Consider the following 19,199-nt stretch of genomic DNA (forward strand, 5'->3'; position numbering starts at 1 on the left):
AAGTCGTTAATGGACAGTTGCCGATTACTGATGACGATCAGTGTACGGCAGCAGAGACAGATAACGCGCGCGCTTGATGCAGCGAGCCAACTGACGCTGGTATTTTGCACGAGTACCGGTGATACGGCTCGGGACAATTTTACCGCTTTCGGTAATGTAGTTTTTCAACGTTGCGATGTCTTTGTAATCGATCTCAACAACGCCTTCCGCGGTGAAACGGCAGAACTTGCGACGACGGAAATAACGTGCCATTAGGCTAGTCTCCAGAATCTATCAATTCAATCTGCTCGGCATGGAACACCACTTTGCTCTGGCCATTGCGTGCCTGATGGCAACTAATGAAACCGTCCAGTGTGAGTTGCGTGCCGACCGTTATATGTTGAGTAATCACCTGATGGGTGCTGCCGCTGATAATCACCGGCATACGACACCAGGCTTGCCGGTGAAACCCGGCCTCCTCCTGCACTGAGCGGTGCTCTAGCACAAACTGACAGTGAGGAATTCCTGACGGGCTAATTTTTCGAACCGGCGTCCTGCACACAGTGCCGGACAAGCGCAGTCGATTAACCGTCACGATGGATTACTCTTCAGAATCCCCAGCATCTGACTCATCAGCGGATTCGTTAGCAAAATCTTCGCGACGATCACGACGCTCATCTTTCGCTTTAACCATCGGTGATGCTTCAGTTACCGCGTGTTTAACGCGCATAACCATGCTACGGATAACGGCGTCGTTGAAGCGGAAGTTCGTTTCCAGCTCATCGATCGCTTCCTGCGGCGCTTCAACGTTCATCAGAACGTAGTGAGCTTTGTGCAGTTTGTTGATCGGGTAAGCCAGCTGACGGCGGCCCCAGTCTTCCAGACGGTGAATCGTGCCCTGTGCACCAGTGATAGCACCAGTGTAACGCTCGATCATGCCAGGAACCTGTTCGCTCTGGTCAGGATGAACCATAAATACGATTTCGTAATGACGCATCGAAATTGCTCCTTACGGATTATTCAGCCTCCTGTCGGGGTCAGCCGCGGCCCATGGAAGCAAGGAACGTTATAGGCTGTGTCCCACAACCGTTCGCCGTAACGAGCCTTTGTGGGACACAGCCTGAGAATGCGGCTGAAAAATTGACGCGTAATCATACTGGCGACCGTGGCTAAACTCAAGCGCACATTTCAATAAAATGCGGCTGGGGACGCAGAGTCGGTGGGTCAGGAAGGGAACAGTGTAAAAACAGCGGGTTAATGCGGGATCGTTCAAAAACGCTGACAGAGAGGTTCAGCGGGACGATCTGGCGTTCGCAGGGGCAGTGGCTAAAATTAAAGCAGACGTCACGACAGGGTCGCTGGCGTCACACAGAGTGTCTTCCCTGAAGTGAGGAGTCGGGCATGAAAACGTTCGTCATCGCCACTTTCCTGGGTCTCTTCCTGTCTCCACCCGCCCTTGCCAGCCATGCTGACTGTGCGCAGCAGATAAGAAGTCACAGCAGCGAAGCGGCATCCGGTTATGTCTACGTTAACCGGCTGGACAGGCCGGAACGAAACCCGGTCAGCGCGCCTGTCAGTCCTGCTGAGAAATCGGCTGCGCGCTGGTAAGTACCGGTCGCGTCACGGGCGGCGGCATCCTGCTCCGCCCGTTCATCGTTTACAGCTGATGACGAAAGAAGCTGACCAGCGCCGTCAGGGCGGAGGGGGTGATCTTATGCCCAATCCCCTTTTCCGACAGCGACGTCAGATGCTGATCCAGGCCATTGTCACGCAGGGCCCTCTCCAGCCGCTCGGTTTCCGCCCAGGGCACCACCTCATCCGCCTCGCCATGCCACAGCAGCAGCGGCCGGTCTGCCAGTGCCGTAAGCCGGTTGCAGGGGTCATACTCCGCCAGAGGCGCCATACGGGCAGCAAATTTCGCCTGACGGTCGGGCGAATCGGGGAGCCGCGGCGGAAACAGTGAGTGACTGAGCTGCATAAAATAGCCCGATCCCATCATGCAGGCGACGCTGTGAATCTGTGGGTAGCGCGCCATGGCCCCCAGGGCGGTCATGCCGCCCATTGAGGCCCCCGCCACCGCAAAACGCGAACCGGCGATCAGATTTTCATCTCGCAGCGCCGCTTCCAGCTGCGGCAGCTCATCAATGTTCTGCTTCACGATCTCCCAGAAGCGGTCCAGGCGTGTCCCGGCATCACCGTCATAGCGCGCGCCGTGTCGCGCCGCATCGGGCATCACCGCGCGAAAACCTGCCTGCGCCAGCGCCACCGCAAAGTAGGCGTAGACCTCTTTCGACGAGGTAAAGCCGTGATAAAACAGCACCGTGGGCAGCGGTGCCTGGCGCTGTCCGGCAGGCGTGGCGTGCAGGCATTCAATACCAGCCAGCGTTTCTGTCGTGAGTTCGATCATCGTCTCTCCTGATGGGGTGAAAGCGTGCCGCTTCAGTGTACGTGCTGTGGATGATTTAACGAAACGTGCCGCTGCGCTTAGCGGCCGGATTTCGCCCTAAACTTTTCCCCCTCCCTGCCGTTGATGGTGTACCCCCATAACTTGTTCAAAGGTAATTTATGAAGCGTCTCTCTCTCAGCGGCCTGAGTCTTGGAGTTAAGCTGTCTGTACTGACGTCTCTCAGCGTTGCGCTGCTGTTGCTGGTACTCACCCTGACTCAAAGCCACAACGCCTCACGCCAGCTGGAAAATCTCGCCATCGATGACATGCACAATCAGGTGCAGGGCATTAATGAAATGGCCTCCATGTTCAACGCCACCCTCACCGAAGAGGTGAGCCACTATACCAATCTGTTTATCAGCTTTTTACCCAGGCGTTTCAGCCTTGATGACAGCGCCAGAATTCAGGTGGGCGCATTTTCAACGCCCGTGCTGCGCGCCGGATTAAAAACGCTGAACCTCGATCAGGTCGCCGTCGACGATTTCACTGACCGCACCGCGGCGGTGGCGACGATTTTTGTGCGCGATGGCGATGATTTTATCCGCATCTCCACCTCGCTGAAAAAGGAGGATGGCAGTCGGGCTATCGGTACTCAGCTTGATCGCACCGGCGCCGCCTGGAAAAGCGTTCACGAAGGCAGGACATATCAGGGCCTGGCCACGCTGTTCGGCCACCGCTATATCACGCAGTACCAGCCGGTAAAGGATGAGAGTGGCAGGGTCGTTGCCATCCTCTTCGTCGGCGTCGGCATTGACAAGCAGTATGCGCTGATGCGCGAAAAAATCCTGGCTCGCCGGCTGGGTGACAGCGGTCATTTCTTTGTGCTCAACGGCACGCCCGGTAAGACGCAGGGCAACTATCTGTTTGACCAGCACAACGAAGGAAAACAGCCCGGCTGGGATAGCGCTATCCTGCAGCCGCTATTGACGCAGCCACAGGGCATGCAGCAGGTGGAAATTGACGGTGAGCAGAAAATCCTGGCCTGGCAGCAGCTGCCGGGCTGGAACTGGGTGATCACCGGCGAAGTTAACCGTGCCAGCCTGCTGGCTCCGATTACCCACAGCCGTAACCTGTTCCTGATGACCGGACTGATTCTGGTGGTGATCTTTGCGCTGGGGTTTGTCTGGTACAGCCGCAGGGCCATTACCCATCCGCTGCAGCAGGTGATCCATCTGGCGGAGCAGTATGCCGCCGGTAATCTGCAGGTAAACCTGAAGACCACCCGCTCTGATGAGGTGGGCCAGCTGATCGTGGCAATTAACGGCATTGGAAACGGTCTGGAAAAAATCGTCAGCCAGGTGCGCGTTGCCGCACAGGAGATCAGTGACGGTACGGATACCATCGCCGTCAGCAGCCATAACATCAGCGAGCAGATTGGACGTCAGGCCAGCAGCGTCGAGCAGACCTCCGCCAGCATGGAGCAGTTTGGCGCAACGGTGGAACACACCGCCGACAGCCTGCGTCAGGCGATGTCCCTGGTGGCGGAAGCCAGCGGAATCGTCAGCCACGGCAGCCAGACGGTGGAGCGCTCGGTGAACACCATGTCAGCGATTAAAGTGTCGTCACAAAGCATTGCGGACATTACCCATGTGATTGAGTCGATTGCCTTCCAGACCAACATCCTGGCGCTGAATGCTGCCGTTGAAGCGGCGCGAGCCGGTGAACAGGGCCGCGGTTTTGCCGTGGTCGCGGCAGAAGTGCGGGCACTGGCACAGCGTTCGGCGCAGGCGGCCAAAGAGATCGATGGGCTGATTGCCACCTCCATCGGCAACGTGGCAGAGGGACATCAGCTCTCTGAACAGACGCGTGATGCGATGAGTGACATCGTGACGCACATCGAGCAGGTGCAGGCGCTGATGGGCGAGATCAACGTGGCGGCGCAGCAGCAGGCGGCGGGCATTGGTCAGGTTAATCTGGCGATGAATCAGATCAGTCAGGCGACCCATCAGAACAGCGAGCTGGTGGCGCAGGCGGAAAACAGTGCGCAGACGCTGAGTGATAAAGGTCATCATCTCACCCAACTGGTCAGCGTATTCAGCCTTAAAGCCTGACCGCCTTCAGGACGATGACATACACTTACTGTCTCGTCCTGAAAAAGGGTTTTGCTATGCGTTCCGCTTACTTACTGATCCTGAGCCTGCTTCTGGCAGGCTGTTCCGCCCTTCAGACAACGCCAGAAGCGCCGCCTGCCCCAACGCAGCAGGCACAGGAGATTTCACGGTCGCAGAGTGGCGGCTTACCGAAGCTGGGTAATATCACCGTGAATGTGCATGGCTCGCCGGATGACGCCCAGCGGGCGGTGGCCGCCCGGGCCAATCAGGCCGGAGCGGTTTACTATCAGATCGTGGCGCTGAGTGAAACGGTGATGCCTGGCTTGTGGTACGCCAGTGCGATTCTTTATGGTGCGTCACCGGCCACAGGCGCGGGCCAGTAAACGATCGGTCACTGCGGCTTCCAGCGGGCGTGAACCGCGCGGGTCGAGCCACTGCTGGCACCAGGCATCGGCCAGCGGCGGCTCGGCATATTTCAGCAGCTGAGCGCCCGTCGCCAGCAGCAGCAGCGTGCGGGTGACCTCGCGCGCCTGCTCTTCAGGGATGTGGCTGAGTCTCAGCCGCAGCTGACGCCAGCGCGCATCAAAATGCCGGTTACTTCCTTTTACCGCCTCAAACTCCTGATTCAGCATCTCAGTCACCTCAGCCTGGCGGGCGAGCACGCGCAGGACGTCCAGACACATTACGTTGCCCGACCCCTCCCAGATACTGTTGACCGGCATGTCACGATAGAGACGCGGCAGCTCACTCGCTTCGCAGTAGCCAATCCCGCCCAGCACCTCCATCGACTCCGCTACAAACGGCGCGCCCGCTTTGCAGATCTGATACTTAGCGGCCGGGGTAAATAAGCGGGCAAAGGTGACCTCATGCGGTTTCGCCGGCTGGGACCAGGCGCGCGCCAGGCGCATCAGCAGCGCAGTCTGCCCCTCCAGCTGCAGCGCCTGCTGAGCCAGCACCTGCCGCATCAGCGGCAGATCCACGAGGTTTTTCCCCTGCACCTGACGCTGGTGAGCATGCCAGAGTGCCACCGAGAAGGCCCGCCGCATCTGCCCGTGACTGCCGAGTGCACAGTCGAAGCGCGTCATCCCGGCCATCTTCAGGATCAGCCGCACCCCTTCACCCTCTTCTCCCAGCAGCCAGCCCGTCGCCTCGCGAAACTCCACTTCGCAACTGGCGTTCGAGCGATTGCCCAGCTTCTCTTTAAGCCGTTCAAGCTGAATGGCATTGCGGGTGCCGTCGGGCAGCAGTCGCGGCAGGAAGAAGCAGCTTAATCCGGCGGGCGTCTGCGCCAGTACCAGATGCGCATCACTCTGCGGCACGGAGAAGAACCATTTATGGCCGGTCAGCCGCCAGGCTTCGCCGGGGCCGCGCGCCTCAAGCGGTTCTGCAAAGGTGGTGCTGGTAAGCAGATCGCTGCCCCCCTGCTTCTCTGTCATTCCCATGCCGATCAGCAGGCCGCGTTTCTGGTCGCCAGGCTGCGCATGGGTATCGTAGCGGTCGCTGAGCAGCGGATCGAGCCAGCCCTCAAATGCGGCGGGCAGACAGGTCTGCAGCAGCGGAATGGCAGCATGTGTCATGGTCATCGGGCAGAGCGTGCCCGCTTCAACCTGTGCATGCAGGATAAAGCGCGCGGCGCGCGCCACGCTCGCCTGTTCCCGAACCGCAGGCTGCCAGCTGAGGTTGTGCAGGCGGCTGGCGCAGACGCCCTGCATCAGCAGGTGCCAGGCGGGGTGAAAACGGACCTCATCCAGTCGCACGCCACGGGCGTCATAGCGCTGCAGCTCAGGGGGTTCAGTATTGGCAAGCCGGCCAAGCTCCAGCGACTCGGCCCCGCCGAGCTGTGAGCCAACGGAGGTCAGCCATTCCCGATCCCACCCGGCCCCCTCACGGGAAAGGGCTTCGCTTAGCGGCGTATCGGAAAGAAACAGATTACTGTTGCTGAGAGGATGGGGCTGATTAAAAACGGTGTGTGTTGTCCAGGTCATAACCACTCCTCGCGGATGTCACTCCGTAAGTATGCGAAGGACGCGGGGTTATGCCTGGTACAGAAACTAATTTGTGGCGAGGATCACATCGGGGATCAGGCGTTGCGCTGGCGCACCGCTTCAAACAGGCAGACGCCGGTGGCCACCGAGACGTTGAGCGACGAAACGCTGCCGGCCATCGGAATGCTGATCAGCTCATCGCAATGTTCACGGGTCAGGCGACGCATGCCCTCACCCTCTGCGCCCATCACCAGCGCCATCGGGCCAGTCATTTTGCTCTGGAAGACGGTATGGTCAGCTTCACCTGCGGTGCCGACAACCCAGATGTTGTACTCCTGCAGCAGACGCAGCGTACGCGCCAGGTTGGTGACGCGGATCAACGGCACATTTTCCGCCGCGCCGCTGGCCACTTTTTTGGCGGTGGCGTTCAGAGGGGCAGAACGATCTTTCGGCACGATAATCGCGTGCACACCGGCCGCATCCGCGCTGCGCAGACAGGCGCCCAGATTGTGCGGGTCGGTGACGCCATCCAGCACCAGCAGGAACGGTTTGTCCAGGCTCTGCAGCAGATCCGGCAGATCACCCTCCTGATACTGACGGCCGGGTTTTACCCGTGCCACGATGCCCTGATGCACCCCGCCTTCGACCTGACTGTCGAGCCATTTACGCTCCGCCAGCTGAATAACGATCCCCTGAGCTTCCAGCGCGGCGACCACGGGTTGCAGGCGACGATCGTCGCGGCCTTTGAGGATAAAGACTTCCTGAAAACGTTGTGGAGCACGTTCCAGCAGCGCCTGCACGGCATGGATACCAAAAATAATTTCGCTCATCAATCTGCTCAGTGGTTGGAAATGAAAAGAATAACCGCCCTTTCTCCGGAGAGAAAAGGCGGTGACGCGCCTCAGTCAGACTCAGTCTTTCTTCTGGCGCGCTTCGCCTTTGTGGCGGCGGCGATTTTACGGGTTTTTTCCGAGACGTTTTTACTTTTTTTCTCGCTATTTGCCCCGGCAGATTTGCCTTTGCCTCCCCGGAAGGCGGCGTCCGGCTCGAAGTTAGACTTACGGCTCGCATCACGACGGCGCTTCGCTGGCGCTTTATCGTCACGTTTTGCGCGGTCGCGCGCGGTTTTTCCTTCGCCACGCACCTGCCGCTGACTGGAGATCAGGGCAAAGTCGATTTTACGCTCGTCCATATGCACGGCTTCCACCCGCACTTCCACGGTGTCACCCAGGCGATAGGTGCGCCCGCCCGATTCACCAATCAGACGCTGACCCACCGGGTCAAAACGGTAGTAGTCATTGTCGAGTGAGGAGACATGCACCAGACCATCAATGAAGAGATCGTTTAAGCGCACAAAGAAGCCAAATCCGGTGACGCTGGAGATGACGCCGTTGAACACGTTACCGACCTGATCCTGCATGAAGTCACACTTAAGCCAGTCCGCCACGTCGCGCGTCGCTTCATCTGCGCGGCGCTCGGTCAGGGAGCAGTGCAGGCCCAGTTGCAGCATCTGCGGCATGTCATAGTGATAGCCACCGGTCGCGGTCGTCAGATCTTTGGCGACGCTGCGATCTTTCGGCATCAGGTACTTAATGGCGCGCTGAACCAGCCCTTTGCCTTCATCCTGCTCTTTTGCCAGCAGATATTTGATGGCGCGGTGCAGCGTCAGATCCGGGTAGCGACGGATCGGCGAGGTAAAGTGAGCATAGGAGGAGAGGGCCAGACCGAAGTGGCCGCGGTTCTCCGGATCGTACACCGCCTGTTTCATGGAACGCAGCAGCATGGTCTGCAGCATTTCCGCATCCGGACGATCGGCCACCTGCTTCAGCAGCGCCGCATAGTCAACAGGCTGCGGTTTGTTGCCGCCTGGCAGGCTCAGTCCCAGCTCATTGAGCACGGTACGGAAGCTCTTGATGCTCTCGTCGGTTGGACGATCGTGGTCGCGGAACAGCGCCGGTTCCTGATTTTTCTCCACAAAGCGTGCCGAGGCGATGTTCGCCAGGATCATACACTCTTCGATCAGCTTGTGGGCGTCATTACGGGAGACGCGTTCCACCCGCTCAATACGGCGCTCGGCGTTGAAAATAAACTTCGCCTCTTCCGTCTCAAACGAGATACCGCCGCGCTCTTCGCGTGCAGCATCCAGCGCCTGATAGAGGTTATGCAGCTCTTCAAGATCTTTAACCAGCGGCGCGTATTGCTGACGCAGCTCTTTGTCGCCCTGCAGGATATTCCAGACCTTGTTATAGGTCAGACGCGCATGGGAGTTCATCACGGCTTCATAATGTTTGAAGCCGGTCAGTTTACCCTTGGTCGAAATGGTCATCTCGCACACCATACACAGGCGATCCACCTGCGGGTTAAGCGAACAGAGGCCATTCGACAGCACTTCCGGCAGCATCGGCACCACCTGTGACGGGAAGTAGACCGAGGTGCCGCGCTGATGCGCCTCATCATCCAGTGGCGTGCCCGGACGAACGTAGTAGCTCACATCGGCAATCGCGACCCACAGACGCCAGCCACCCCCGCGCTTTTTCTCACAGTAGACGGCATCATCGAAGTCACGGGCATCTTCACCATCAATGGTGACCAGCGGCAGTTTGCGCAGATCGACGCGGCCTTTTTTCGCCTCTTCCGGCACCTCTTCTTTCAGCTGGCTGATCTGGGCTTCTACCTGCGGCGGCCAGGTGTGCGGAATTTCATGGGTGCGCAGCGCCATATCCACGGCCAGGCTGGTGCCCATATCTTCGCCGAGGATTTCAATCACTTTACCGATCGCTTTGCTGCGGCGGTTCGGGCGCTGTACCAGCTCTACCACCACCACGGAACCCATACGGGCCTGCATCGTCTCTTCTGGCGGGATGAGAATATCGAAACTCAGGCGACTGTCATCCGGCACCACGAAGCCGGCACCGGCATCGGTAAAGTAGCGGCCAACGATCTGATTGTTGCGGGGTTCCTGCACCCGGACCACGCGCGCTTCGCGACGGCCTTTGCGATCGGCACCCAGCGGCTGCGCCAGGATCACGTCACCGTGCATGCAGAATTTCATCTGTTCAGCGGAAAGATAGAGGTCATCTTTCTGACCTTCCGCCCGCAGGAAGCCGTAGCCATCACGATGGCCGATAACTTTACCGCGCAGGAGATCGAGGCGTTCTGGCAGGGCATAACACTGACGGCGGGTGAAGACCAGCTGACCATCACGCTCCATGGCGCGAAGGCGGCGACGCAGCGCCTCAAGCTGCTCTTCATCGTGCAGATTCATCTCTTCAGCCAGCTCTTCACGGCTGGCCGGTTTTTCACGTTTTTCTAATAAAGCCAGGATAAATTCACGGCTTGGAATAGGGTTTTCGTATTTTTCAGCTTCTCTATCCTGAAAAGGATCTTTTGACATAACGGTTCCTCCGATGTCATTTAATATTTATATCCGCCGGCGATTTGGACAGTATGATTTCATAAAGTGGCGTATTGCCTTCGACCAAATCGGCCAGCGTATAGTTATCCAGCTCCTGCAAAAATCGCTGTACTGCATCATGCAGCGCCTGTTTAAGACGGCAGGCGGGCGAAATGGAGCAGGAGGGGCAATCGACTAATTGTAGCGGCTCCATCCTGCGGACCACTTCACCAATCACAATCTGACGCGGCGGCATACCCAGACGAATACCGCCATTTTTACCCCGTGTTGCAGCGACATAGCCCGCCCGGCTCAGCTGATTAATGATTTTGACCATATGGTTACGCGACAAACCGTACGTGTCGGTTACCGCAGTAATATTGGTCTGCTGGCCTTCGGGTAACGAGGCCAGATAAATCAGGGCCCGTAAGCCATAATCAGTAAAACTCGTGAGCTGCACAGTAACCTCAGTGAACCTTCAGGCGTGGCATGACATTGTTCGCCTTACAATGGGTGTCGGGATTAAATCGGATCGCCATTCGATTAACTACGATGATAAACCAGAGTGTGATTGGCCGTGCGTTTTTTTCAGTCAGCACCGGGTTTGACAAGCGAAGGGAAGATAAGTGGCATCAGAGAGTGGAAAAACAAGGGCCGGACAGCGTCCGGCCTCAATCATTATGCGTCGAACGGATCGCGCAGAATCATTGTTTCACTGCGATCGGGACCGGTTGAAATAATATCAATCGGCACACCCGTTACCTCTTCAACGCGCTTGATGTAATCACGCGCCGCCTGAGGTAAACCTTCCAGCGTCTTAACGCCAAACGTTGTCTCGCTCCAGCCTGGCAGCGTTTCGTAGATCGGCTCAATGCCTTCCCAGTTCTCTGCTGCCAGCGGCGTAGAGGTCACTTCGCGGCCATCCGGCATACGGTAAGCGACACAGATTTTCACCTCTTTCAGGCCATCCAGCACGTCCAGCTTGGTCATGCAGAAACCTGACAGGGAGTTGATCTGAACTGCACGGCGAACGGCCACCGCATCCAGCCAGCCGGTACGACGACGACGTCCGGTGGTCGCACCAAACTCGTTGCCCTGTGCACACAGGAACTCACCGGTTTCATCGAACAGCTCGGTCGGGAACGGGCCTGCACCTACGCGGGTGGAGTACGCTTTCACAATACCCAGCACGTAGTCGACATAACGCGGACCGATACCTGAACCGGTCGCCACGCCACCTGCGGTGGTGTTGGACGAGGTCACGTAAGGATAGGTCCCGTGGTCGATATCCAGCAGGGTACCCTGCGCGCCTTCAAACATGATCAGATCGCCACGCTTACGCGCGCTGTCCAGCAGTTCAGAGACGTCAACCACCATGCCGGTCAGGATGTCAGCGACTTCCATCACATCGCTCAGCACTTTGTCGAAATCGACGGCGGGCTCTTTGTAGTACTCCACCAGCTGGAAGTTGTAGAAATCGACCACTTCCTTCAGCTTGGCAGCAAAGGTTTCTTTGTTGAACAGGTCGCTGACGCGCAGTGCGCGACGCGCCACTTTATCTTCATAAGCCGGTCCGATGCCACGGCCGGTGGTACCAATCGCTTTGGCACCGCGCGCACGTTCACGCGCCATGTCCATCGCAACATGATATTGCAGGATCAGCGGACAGGCTTCAGAAATCAGCAGACGTTCACGTACCGGAATCCCGCGCGCTTCCAGACCTTTCATCTCCTTCATTAAGGCTTCAGGAGAGAGCACAACACCGTTACCAATGATGCTGGTCACGTTATCGCGCAGAATGCCAGAAGGGATCAGGTGGAGGACGGTTTTTTCACCGTTGATGACAAGCGTGTGGCCCGCATTGTGGCCGCCTTGATAACGCACAACGTAATTCGCGCGTTCAGTCAGAAGGTCTACAATCTTACCTTTACCTTCGTCACCCCATTGGGTGCCCAGTACGACGACGTTCTTACCCATTTCTCAAAATCACCGATTGCTTAAAAAAGGATTCTACCATCTGATCCCGCTGTTTTCAGCACTTTTAGCATACGATTGCGCGCTTTTTTGCCTGAGTTTTGATCACTACAACATGTTGGGGATTCTGGCGCAAAAAGGCACAATTTAGCCGGTTTCAGCCACGGTTTCAGACGTTGCCGTGCAGACTCAGCATGCAGTAGATGACCATGCCTGCCACCACCAGTCCACCACCGAAACGGTGCAGCAGACGATCCGGTAAGCGGGTCATCGACAGGATCATGCGTCGCCAGAGGCGTGGCATAAACATCGGCCCCAACCCTTCGAGCACTAACACCAGCGCCAGTGCCATCCAGATGCTTGTTTTCATTCTGATACCCAAAAAAAAGGCCGACAACATTGTCGGCCTGTAGGTTATATCAGTTCTTAGCGTGTCGCGTTAGAGGGCGCCTTCATATATCGGAAGAAGTCGCTATCCGGGCTTAACACCATCACGTCCTGATTTTCGCTGAAGCTGTTTTCGTAAGCGCGCAGGCTACGAATAAAGGCGTAGAAGTCAGGATCTTTGCTGAACGCATCGGCAAACAACCGGGCCGTTTCCGCATCACCATCACCGCGGGTGATCAGTGCTTCACGCTGCGCTTCGGCCAGTGTACGCGTGACCTGATAGTCCGCCTGGGCGCGCAGTTTTTCCGCCTCTTCCTGACCCTGTGAACGCTGGCTGCGTGCAACCGCTTCACGCTCAGCGCGCATACGGTTGAAGATCGCATCAGACACTTCGGTCGGCAGGTTGATCTGCTTGATGCGCACATCAACGACCTGAATACCTAACGCGGCCATACTGTTCGGATTCGGAGCGGGCTCATTGCTGTTGGTTTCACGCTCAACACGGGCCGCTGCGCTGGCAATCGCGTCATCCGCCGCTGGCGTCGCCACTTCATCATCGCTGCCGACAGAACCGGTGTTCAGCGCGTCACGCACGTCCGTGGTCAGGCGACCGCGGGAATCCGTAACGATATCTTTCACATCCAGACGGCCCATTTCAGAACGCAGGCGGTCACTGAATTTACGTTTCAGCAGCACTTCCGCCTGAGAAACATCCCCGCCACCGGTGGCCAGGTAGTAACGACTGAAGTCGCTGATACGCCACTTGATGTAGGAGTCCACGATCAGATCTTTCTTCTCTTTGGTGACGAAGCGATCGGCCTGATTGTCCATGGTCTGGATACGTGCATCCAGCGTCTTAACCGTTTCCAGGAATGGGATCTTGAAATGCAGACCCGGCTCAAACACCTGCGGCTTGTTTTCGCCGTCGCGCAGAACTTTACCGAAGCGCAGCACGATGCCGCGCTCGCCTTCCTGCACCACAAACAGCGACGCATAGAGCGCCACCAGCACGACGATAATTAAAAATATTATTGGCTTACGCATCGATTACTCTCTCCCTTCGCGCTGGCTGTCGCTGCGCTGAGCATTCGCCCGGCGCTGATCCATGATGTTGTCCGGACTGTATGACGACGTGTCATTGCGGCTGGCATTGCGATCGGAGAGCGCAGGCAGTGACGAGCTGGTTCCGCCCTTCTGACCGTGCTGGCCGGATGCAGCCTGACCGCCACGCATCAGCTGGTCCAGCGGCAGCATCATCAGATTATTACCGCGATCGTTAACCAGAACTTTGCGGGTATGGCTCAGTACGCGTTCCATGGTCTCAATATAGAGACGCTCCTTGGTGATCTCTGGCGCCGCTTTATACTCCGGCAGAATCTTGGCGAAACGCGCCACTTCACCCTGCGCTTCCAGAACGGTTCGCTCTTTGTAAGCGCGCGCCTCTTCCAGAATACGTTGCGCCTGGCCATTCGCACGAGGCTGAACTTCGTTAGCGTAAGCTTCCGCTTCACGGACGTACTGCTCGCGGTTTTCACGTGCGGCAATAGCGTCATCAAACGCAGATTTCACCTCTTCTGGCGGACGGGCCGCCTGGAAGTTGACGTCCAGTACCGCGATGCCCATGTTGTACGGGCGAATCGTCTCGTCAATTTCACGCTGGGTATCGCTACGCACCACGGTACGGCCTTCGGTGAGGATGCGATCCATGGTGGAACGACCAATTACGCCACGCAGCGCGCTATCAGTCGCCTGACGCAGGCTGTCGTCGGCGCTGGTGACCGCATAAAGATAGCGTTCCGGATCGGTCACGCGGTACTGCACGTTCATCTCTACGCGCACCACGTTTTCGTCGGAGGTCAGCATGACGCCAGACGCCGCCAGTTCACGCACCGACTCGACGTTGACCGCACGAACCTGATCGATGAAGGTCGGCTTCCAGTTCAGACCCGGTTCGACCAGGTGACTGAACTTACCGAAACGCGTGACCACGCCCCGTTCCGCTTCTTTGATGGTGTAGAAACCGCTTGCAGCCCAGATGACGACCGCCGCTACCGCGACGATGCCAGCCAGTTTGCCACCGCTGCCGGAGCCGCGCTGACCGTTATCGCTCTGTTTGCCACCGCCCAGTCCGCCAAGCTTCTTGCTCAGTTTACGGAAGATATCATCCAGATCAGGAGGCCCGGATTCCCGTCCTCCCTTATTCCCCCCAGAGTTGCCGCCTTGATTATTGCTGCTTCCCCACGGGTCGCGGTCCTGTCCGTTATTTCCGGGCTGATTCCACGCCATGTTCTACTCCATTTATTGTAATTACGGTTTTTACCCTTCATTTTTCGGATGCGACAATCGTCGAATGTTAAGGTAAATGCGTTTTGGCAATATCAAACAATGTAACTGGTCAGCGACGGTTCCTGCTTACATAAACGCATCCATTCAATAATGGGCATACGTATCTGCAATCCTACACTGCCGTCTTCTTCATTCCACTCTTTCTCAATCGCCTGCAACTGATAGAAGCGACTGCGAAGTCGCCCCGCTTCCGGTGGCAGACGTAATGCATGCTGAGCAATCTCCCCGGACAGCCGCTCAGAGAGCGCCTGCCAGAGCAACGGAAGGCCTGCACCGGTCTGGGCAGAGAGCCAGACACGAATCGGCAGATTCTCTTCGTTGCGATCGATACGCGGCTCAAATCCGTCGAGCATATCGATTTTATTCATAACCAGTAACGTCGGGATCTCATCCGCCTCAATCTCTTCGAGGACGGCATCGACGGCGGCCATATTATCGGTGACGCGAAGATCGGCGCCATCAACCACGTGCAGCAGCAGCGTCGCCTGGCGTGTCTCCTGCAGCGTGGCTTTAAACGCGGCAACCAGGTCGTGAGGAAGATGGCGAATAAACCCGACCGTGTCCGCCAGCACGACTTCCCCGACATCAGCCACATTCAGACGGCGCAGCGTAGGGTCGAGCGTCGCAAACAGCTGGTCTGCGGCAAAGACGTTGGCCGAGGTCATGGCATTAAAGAGGGTCGATTTGCCGGCGTTGGTATACCCCACCAGCGAAACGGTCGGCACATCCGCTTTGGCACGTGACTGACGCCCCTGTTCGCGCTGCTTTTCAACCCGCTCAAGGCGAGACAGAATCTGGCTGATGCGTCCGCGTAACAGACGGCGGTCTGTTTCTAACTGGGTTTCACCCGGACCCCGCAAACCAATCCCGCCCTTCTGGCGTTCAAGGTGGGTCCAGCCGCGCACCAGACGTGTGGCGAGATGGCGAAGCTGTGCCAGCTCGACCTGCAATTTACCTTCGTGGGTGCGTGCCCGTTGGGCAAAGATATCCAGAATTAAACCGGTGCGATCAATGACCCGGCATTCGCACAGGCGCTCGAGGTTTCTTTCCTGAGCGGGCGTAAGGGCATGATCGAATAAGACGACCGATGCTCCTGTTGTTTTTACCGCATCGGCAATTTCAACGGCTTTTCCTTCACCGACAAAATACTTGGGGTGTGGCGCTTTACGGCTGCCAGTTACCACTTGCAGCGCCTCAACGCCAGCAGAAGAGACCAGGGTTTCGAACTCCTGCAGATCTTCTACTTCTTTGTCTTGGGAGAACCAGATGTGTACCAGTACGGCCTGCTCACCGGCATCATAACGGTCAAACAAGCTATAACCTCGCTAAAATAAAAGACCAGGACGGAAAACCACTGTTCTCCGATCCTGGCTGTACGGCAACGCGTTACTCTGCGTTATCACCGTCTTGTTGTGGCTGTGGCTGTGCAGATGTGTTGCTGCCACCATGATGGTAATTATTGCTGCCGCCACCGGTATTATTGCTATGGTGAGAAACCGGGCGTGAAGGAACAACGGTAGAAATGGCGTGTTTATAAACCATCTGACTTACCGTGTTTTTCAACAAAATGACGAACTGATCAAATGACTCAATCTGACCCTGCAGCTTAATACCGTTAACCAGATAAATCGAAACCGGAACACGTTCACGACGCAGTGCGTTCAAAAACGGGTCTTGTAATGATTGCCCCTTAGCCATTCTATCTTTTCCTTATATGCTTGTTGTTTGTTGCTCGTAGAACCTATGGTTCTGAAAAAAACTGCGTAAAAATTTGCGCACGATAACTCATCAATTGTACACAATCACCCATGCTTCGCACTAAGAACCTGTAACACCGTATCACGCGCCAGCCGGGGCTCGTCACTGTCAAGCCAGTGAACGTTTTCCCAGCCACGTAACCAGGTCATCTGTCTCTTAGCGAGCTGCCGGGTTGCGCAAATTCCCCGATAAACCATCTCGCTGTAATCGATTTCGCCTGATAAATAAGACCACATCTGACGATAGCCAACACAACGAATGGAAGGCATGTCCGTATGCAAATCACCTCGTGCAAACAGGGCCCGAGCCTCCGCTTCAAATCCTGACGCCAACATCTGCTCAAAACGTAACGCGATGCGCTGGTGCAGCAGTTCACGGCTCGCGGGGGCGATGGCAAACTGATGCACGTCGTAGGGTAACGCTTCACCGGAGGTTTTTGTCAGTTCCGTTAAAGTTTTACCCGAAATAAAAAAAACTTCCAGTGCTCGCGAAAGTCTCTGCGGATCATTCGGATGAATACGACTACCAGCAACCGGGTCGATCTCACACAGCTGGCGGTGCAAAGCTTCCCAGCCTTTTTCACGCGCCGTTTGCTCTATCTGCTGACGAACGTCAGGATCGGCCGAGGGCAACGGCGACAATCCTTCAAGTAACGCCTTGAAGTAGAGCATGGTTCCACCAACAAGCAACGGAATTCGTCCAGCCTGAACGATATCCGCCATTTCTGCTAAAGCATCGCGCCGGAACTCCGCAGCCGAATAGGCTTCTGCGGGATCGCGGATGTCGAGCAGACGATGGGGGGCCACTGCTAACTCCTCAGCCGACGGTTTTGCCGTACCAATATCCATCTGACGATAGATTAAGGCAGAATCGACGCTGATTAGTTCCACCGGTAACTGCCTGCGCAGTTCAATGGCTAATGCGGTTTTACCCGATGCAGTGGGTCCCATCAAAAAAATCGCCTTTGGCCGGCCAGCCTGGTTCAGTTCACTCATGCTTCAACGCGTTAATCGCGCTCTCAATCTCTAAGGGCTGTAACAAGCCTGAAGGTGGCGATTTCAGTAGCTGTGGGCAGAGCCGTTCGAGCTCTGCCAGCAGGTTGATCGCCTGTGAGTGATTCCAGTCGGAGGACGCTGCATCCTGACGCCGTGCCAGCCACTGGGCCAGCTGCGTCGCAGAGTTCTCCTGCTGCCGGGCGAGATAGCCTAACAGTTCAGGAATCAAGATTTGTAAATTTTGTGTTCGTAACGGTAAAGGCACCGCACGCAGGGTCACGTGGTCACCGTCAGGCTGCAGATCGATACCCATCTGACTGAGCAGACTGCTGTTTTCTTTGGCGGCCTGACACTCCTCCCGCGCCATTTTCAGGCGCACCGGAATCAGAAGGGGCTGTGGTTTAAGCCCCTCTTCGCCCGGTTCGAGCTGCGCCTGCTTCAGCCAGCGCGCCGCGACAGGCAGCGCCATCAGGAACAGTTTCTGGTCCTGTTCCAGCAGCGCATAGTGGTTCTGCAGGACGGTCAGCACCCGGCCAAAACTCTGCGCATGGGCCGCCAGCGGCGTGGCTTTCTCCGGCTGACGCCGCGCAGCCGGTTCGCGGGCTTCAGGCGCCGCCGCACTGGCGGCAGGCGTTTTCAGCAGCTGCTGATAAACCGCGCCTTCACGCTGACGATAGACGTTCTCTTTGTTTTGCCATGCGGGGGCTGGCTCACGGGCGGGCGCGGCCGGTCGCTTCTCACTGGCGGAGGTCGCAGGCTGGGCAAAATGGTTGCCCCCGGCGGCCTGACGATTCTCCGGCTGCCAGCGTGGGGCCGGTTCTTCTGCTTTCAGCGCGGGCAATGCTGGTGCGGCAACCGCCTGAAGCGCGCTGACCACGCCCTGATAAATAAAGTCATGCACCAGACGTGACTGATGAAACCGTACTTCGTGTTTGGCCGGATGGACGTTGACATCCACCTGATGCGGATCGATCTCCAGATAGAGCACGTAAGCGGGTTGCTGCTCATCCTGCAGCTGGTCCTGAAAAGCCTGGCGGATAGCGTGGTTGATCAGCCTGTCACGCATCATGCGGCCATTGACGTAGCAATATTGCAGCTCGCTGACCTGACGCGACCCGGCGGGATCGGCGACCCAGCCGCGCAGCGAAAGATCGTCATGTTGCCAGTCGATGCGCAGCGCATGCTGCATAAAGGTGGTGCCGCAGATGGCGGCCAGCCGCCGTTCGCGCTGACTCTCCTCGCTGACGGCCCGATACTGACGCATCATTTTGCCGTTGTGGCTGAGCGAAAAGGCGACATCAAACCGCGCCAGCGCAATACGACGAATCACCTCGTCAATGTGACCAAATTCGGTTTTCTCGGTGCGCATGAATCTGCGCCGCGCGGGGGTGTTATAAAACAGGTCCAGCACTTCCAGCGTGGTGCCGCAGGGGTGCGCAGCCGGCTTGACCGTCACCGCCATCTCACGCCCTTCGGCATAAGCCTGCCAGGCTTCGGTCTGATCGGCAGTACGCGAGGTTAAGGTCAGGCGGGAGACCGAACTGATACTGGCCAGCGCTTCGCCCCGGAACCCCAGACTCATGATCGCCTCCAGGTCATCCAGCGAGGCAATTTTACTGGTGGCGTGCCGGGCGAGCGCCATTGAGAGTTCGCTTTTCACGATGCCGCAGCCGTTGTCACGGATGCGGATAAGCTTTGCGCCCCCTTTTTCAATATCAACGTCAATGCGCGTTGCGCCAGCATCAAGGCTGTTTTCCACCAGCTCTTTTACAACCGATGCAGGACGCTCAACCACTTCCCCCGCCGCAATCTGGTTTGCCAGCTGAGGCGGTAAAATTTGTATCGGCATGGTGGATATCCTTTTGGCTGACAGCCCGGCGCGTA

General features: G+C 57.2%; 19 protein-coding genes. 3 read left to right on the top strand and 16 right to left on the bottom strand.

What is annotated here, in order from left to right:
- Positions 1-24: 24 nt before the first annotated feature.
- Genes rpsR through rpsF form a run of 3 tightly spaced genes read right to left on the bottom strand, consistent with a single transcriptional unit; the run spans position 25 to position 976 of the window.
- Positions 25-252 (bottom strand): 30S ribosomal protein S18, encoded by a 228-nt coding sequence (gene rpsR, locus AC6I7A_RS17050; protein ID WP_002210155.1) that lies wholly within the window; start codon positions 250-252, stop codon positions 25-27.
- A 4-nt stretch (positions 253-256) separates the two neighbouring features.
- Entirely contained in the window at positions 257-574 is a 318-nt protein-coding gene (priB, locus tag AC6I7A_RS17055; RefSeq protein WP_009087448.1) for a primosomal replication protein N, read from the bottom strand.
- 6 nt (positions 575-580) lie between these two features.
- Positions 581-976: a 30S ribosomal protein S6 gene (rpsF, locus tag AC6I7A_RS17060; RefSeq protein WP_009087450.1), complete on the bottom strand. Its 396-nt coding sequence runs from the start codon at positions 974-976 to the stop codon at positions 581-583.
- 404 nt (positions 977-1,380) lie between these two features.
- Here rpsF and AC6I7A_RS17065 point away from each other — a divergent pair, with 404 nt between their 5' ends.
- Positions 1,381-1,587, top strand: a complete 207-nt coding sequence (locus tag AC6I7A_RS17065) for a hypothetical protein (protein ID WP_009087452.1) — start codon at positions 1,381-1,383, stop codon at positions 1,585-1,587.
- 49 nt (positions 1,588-1,636) lie between these two features.
- Here AC6I7A_RS17065 and yjfP read toward each other — a convergent pair whose 3' ends face one another.
- Positions 1,637-2,386, bottom strand: a complete 750-nt coding sequence (yjfP, locus tag AC6I7A_RS17070; protein WP_058956513.1) for an esterase — start codon at positions 2,384-2,386, stop codon at positions 1,637-1,639.
- A gap of 158 nt (positions 2,387-2,544) precedes the next feature.
- Between yjfP and AC6I7A_RS17075 the strand changes: the two genes are divergently transcribed.
- Positions 2,545-4,476 carry a methyl-accepting chemotaxis protein gene (locus tag AC6I7A_RS17075; protein ID WP_058956514.1) on the top strand — a complete coding sequence of 644 codons (1,932 nt, stop codon included), beginning with the start codon at positions 2,545-2,547 and terminating at the stop codon, positions 4,474-4,476.
- A gap of 56 nt (positions 4,477-4,532) precedes the next feature.
- Positions 4,533-4,859, top strand: coding sequence for a biofilm peroxide resistance protein BsmA (bsmA, locus tag AC6I7A_RS17080; protein WP_009087458.1), 327 nt, complete (start codon positions 4,533-4,535; stop codon positions 4,857-4,859).
- On the opposite strand, the gene AC6I7A_RS17085 is transcribed toward bsmA, so the two are convergent.
- From AC6I7A_RS17085 to mutL, 12 genes are all read right to left on the bottom strand, one after another.
- Positions 4,833-6,461 carry an isovaleryl-CoA dehydrogenase gene (locus AC6I7A_RS17085; RefSeq protein ID WP_058956515.1) on the bottom strand — a complete coding sequence of 543 codons (1,629 nt, stop codon included), beginning with the start codon at positions 6,459-6,461 and terminating at the stop codon, positions 4,833-4,835. The two genes, bsmA and AC6I7A_RS17085, sit on opposite strands and share 27 nt — an antisense overlap.
- Positions 6,462-6,556: 95 nt before the next feature.
- Positions 6,557-7,291, bottom strand: coding sequence for a 23S rRNA (guanosine(2251)-2'-O)-methyltransferase RlmB (gene rlmB / locus AC6I7A_RS17090; RefSeq protein WP_009087460.1), 735 nt, complete (start codon positions 7,289-7,291; stop codon positions 6,557-6,559).
- A 71-nt stretch (positions 7,292-7,362) separates the two neighbouring features.
- Positions 7,363-9,855, bottom strand: coding sequence for a ribonuclease R (gene rnr / locus AC6I7A_RS17095; RefSeq protein ID WP_046102608.1), 2,493 nt, complete (start codon positions 9,853-9,855; stop codon positions 7,363-7,365).
- Between the two features lie 16 nt (positions 9,856-9,871).
- The gene (gene nsrR, locus AC6I7A_RS17100; RefSeq protein WP_046102609.1) at positions 9,872-10,315 is read right to left on the bottom strand and encodes a nitric oxide-sensing transcriptional repressor NsrR; all 444 of its coding nucleotides are present in this window, start codon (positions 10,313-10,315) and stop codon (positions 9,872-9,874) included.
- Positions 10,316-10,533: 218 nt separating this feature from the next.
- On the bottom strand, positions 10,534-11,832 hold the full coding sequence (locus AC6I7A_RS17105) for an adenylosuccinate synthase (protein WP_009087463.1): 1,299 nt from the start codon (positions 11,830-11,832) through the stop codon (positions 10,534-10,536).
- Positions 11,833-11,998: 166 nt separating this feature from the next.
- A complete protein-coding gene (locus AC6I7A_RS17110; RefSeq protein ID WP_009087464.1) occupies positions 11,999-12,199 on the bottom strand; it encodes a DUF2065 domain-containing protein in 201 nt (66 codons plus the stop codon).
- 56 nt (positions 12,200-12,255) lie between these two features.
- Positions 12,256-13,260 (bottom strand): protease modulator HflC, encoded by a 1,005-nt coding sequence (hflC, locus tag AC6I7A_RS17115; RefSeq protein WP_009087465.1) that lies wholly within the window; start codon positions 13,258-13,260, stop codon positions 12,256-12,258.
- Positions 13,261-13,263: 3 nt separating this feature from the next.
- On the bottom strand, positions 13,264-14,502 hold the full coding sequence (hflK, locus tag AC6I7A_RS17120; RefSeq protein ID WP_009087466.1) for an FtsH protease activity modulator HflK: 1,239 nt from the start codon (positions 14,500-14,502) through the stop codon (positions 13,264-13,266).
- 92 nt (positions 14,503-14,594) lie between these two features.
- Complete coding sequence (gene hflX, locus AC6I7A_RS17125; RefSeq protein WP_046102611.1) at positions 14,595-15,875, bottom strand: ribosome rescue GTPase HflX; 1,281 nt, start codon at positions 15,873-15,875, stop codon at positions 14,595-14,597.
- Between the two features lie 73 nt (positions 15,876-15,948).
- Positions 15,949-16,260, bottom strand: coding sequence for an RNA chaperone Hfq (hfq, locus tag AC6I7A_RS17130; protein WP_009087468.1), 312 nt, complete (start codon positions 16,258-16,260; stop codon positions 15,949-15,951).
- Positions 16,261-16,364: 104 nt separating this feature from the next.
- Positions 16,365-17,315: a tRNA (adenosine(37)-N6)-dimethylallyltransferase MiaA gene (miaA, locus tag AC6I7A_RS17135; RefSeq protein WP_046102612.1), complete on the bottom strand. Its 951-nt coding sequence runs from the start codon at positions 17,313-17,315 to the stop codon at positions 16,365-16,367.
- The gene (gene mutL, locus AC6I7A_RS17140; RefSeq protein ID WP_058956516.1) at positions 17,308-19,164 is read right to left on the bottom strand and encodes a DNA mismatch repair endonuclease MutL; all 1,857 of its coding nucleotides are present in this window, start codon (positions 19,162-19,164) and stop codon (positions 17,308-17,310) included. The genes miaA and mutL overlap by 8 nt, the downstream gene beginning before the upstream one ends.
- Positions 19,165-19,199 lie beyond the last annotated feature (35 nt).

The sequence above is a fragment of the Type-F symbiont of Plautia stali genome, from assembly GCF_059731105.1.

Bases quoted from the DNA above. Each gene is read 5' to 3' on its own strand.
- miaA (WP_046102612.1), bottom strand. From the start codon at position 17,315: ATGAGTGAACTGAACCAGGCTGGCCGGCCAAAGGCGATTTTTTTGATG.
- rnr (WP_046102608.1), bottom strand. From the start codon at position 9,855: ATGTCAAAAGATCCTTTTCAGGATAGAGAAGCTGAAAAATACGAAAAC.
- yjfP (WP_058956513.1), bottom strand. From the start codon at position 2,386: ATGATCGAACTCACGACAGAAACGCTGGCTGGTATTGAATGCCTGCAC.
- rpsR (WP_002210155.1), bottom strand. From the start codon at position 252: ATGGCACGTTATTTCCGTCGTCGCAAGTTCTGCCGTTTCACCGCGGAA.
- rpsF (WP_009087450.1), bottom strand. From the start codon at position 976: ATGCGTCATTACGAAATCGTATTTATGGTTCATCCTGACCAGAGCGAA.
- hfq (WP_009087468.1), bottom strand. From the start codon at position 16,260: ATGGCTAAGGGGCAATCATTACAAGACCCGTTTTTGAACGCACTGCGT.
- AC6I7A_RS17075 (WP_058956514.1), top strand. From the start codon at position 2,545: ATGAAGCGTCTCTCTCTCAGCGGCCTGAGTCTTGGAGTTAAGCTGTCT.
- bsmA (WP_009087458.1), top strand. From the start codon at position 4,533: ATGCGTTCCGCTTACTTACTGATCCTGAGCCTGCTTCTGGCAGGCTGT.
- AC6I7A_RS17105 (WP_009087463.1), bottom strand. From the start codon at position 11,832: ATGGGTAAGAACGTCGTCGTACTGGGCACCCAATGGGGTGACGAAGGT.
- AC6I7A_RS17065 (WP_009087452.1), top strand. From the start codon at position 1,381: ATGAAAACGTTCGTCATCGCCACTTTCCTGGGTCTCTTCCTGTCTCCA.
- mutL (WP_058956516.1), bottom strand. From the start codon at position 19,164: ATGCCGATACAAATTTTACCGCCTCAGCTGGCAAACCAGATTGCGGCG.
- AC6I7A_RS17110 (WP_009087464.1), bottom strand. From the start codon at position 12,199: ATGAAAACAAGCATCTGGATGGCACTGGCGCTGGTGTTAGTGCTCGAA.
- AC6I7A_RS17085 (WP_058956515.1), bottom strand. From the start codon at position 6,461: ATGACCTGGACAACACACACCGTTTTTAATCAGCCCCATCCTCTCAGC.
- hflC (WP_009087465.1), bottom strand. From the start codon at position 13,260: ATGCGTAAGCCAATAATATTTTTAATTATCGTCGTGCTGGTGGCGCTC.
- hflK (WP_009087466.1), bottom strand. From the start codon at position 14,502: ATGGCGTGGAATCAGCCCGGAAATAACGGACAGGACCGCGACCCGTGG.
- rlmB (WP_009087460.1), bottom strand. From the start codon at position 7,291: ATGAGCGAAATTATTTTTGGTATCCATGCCGTGCAGGCGCTGCTGGAA.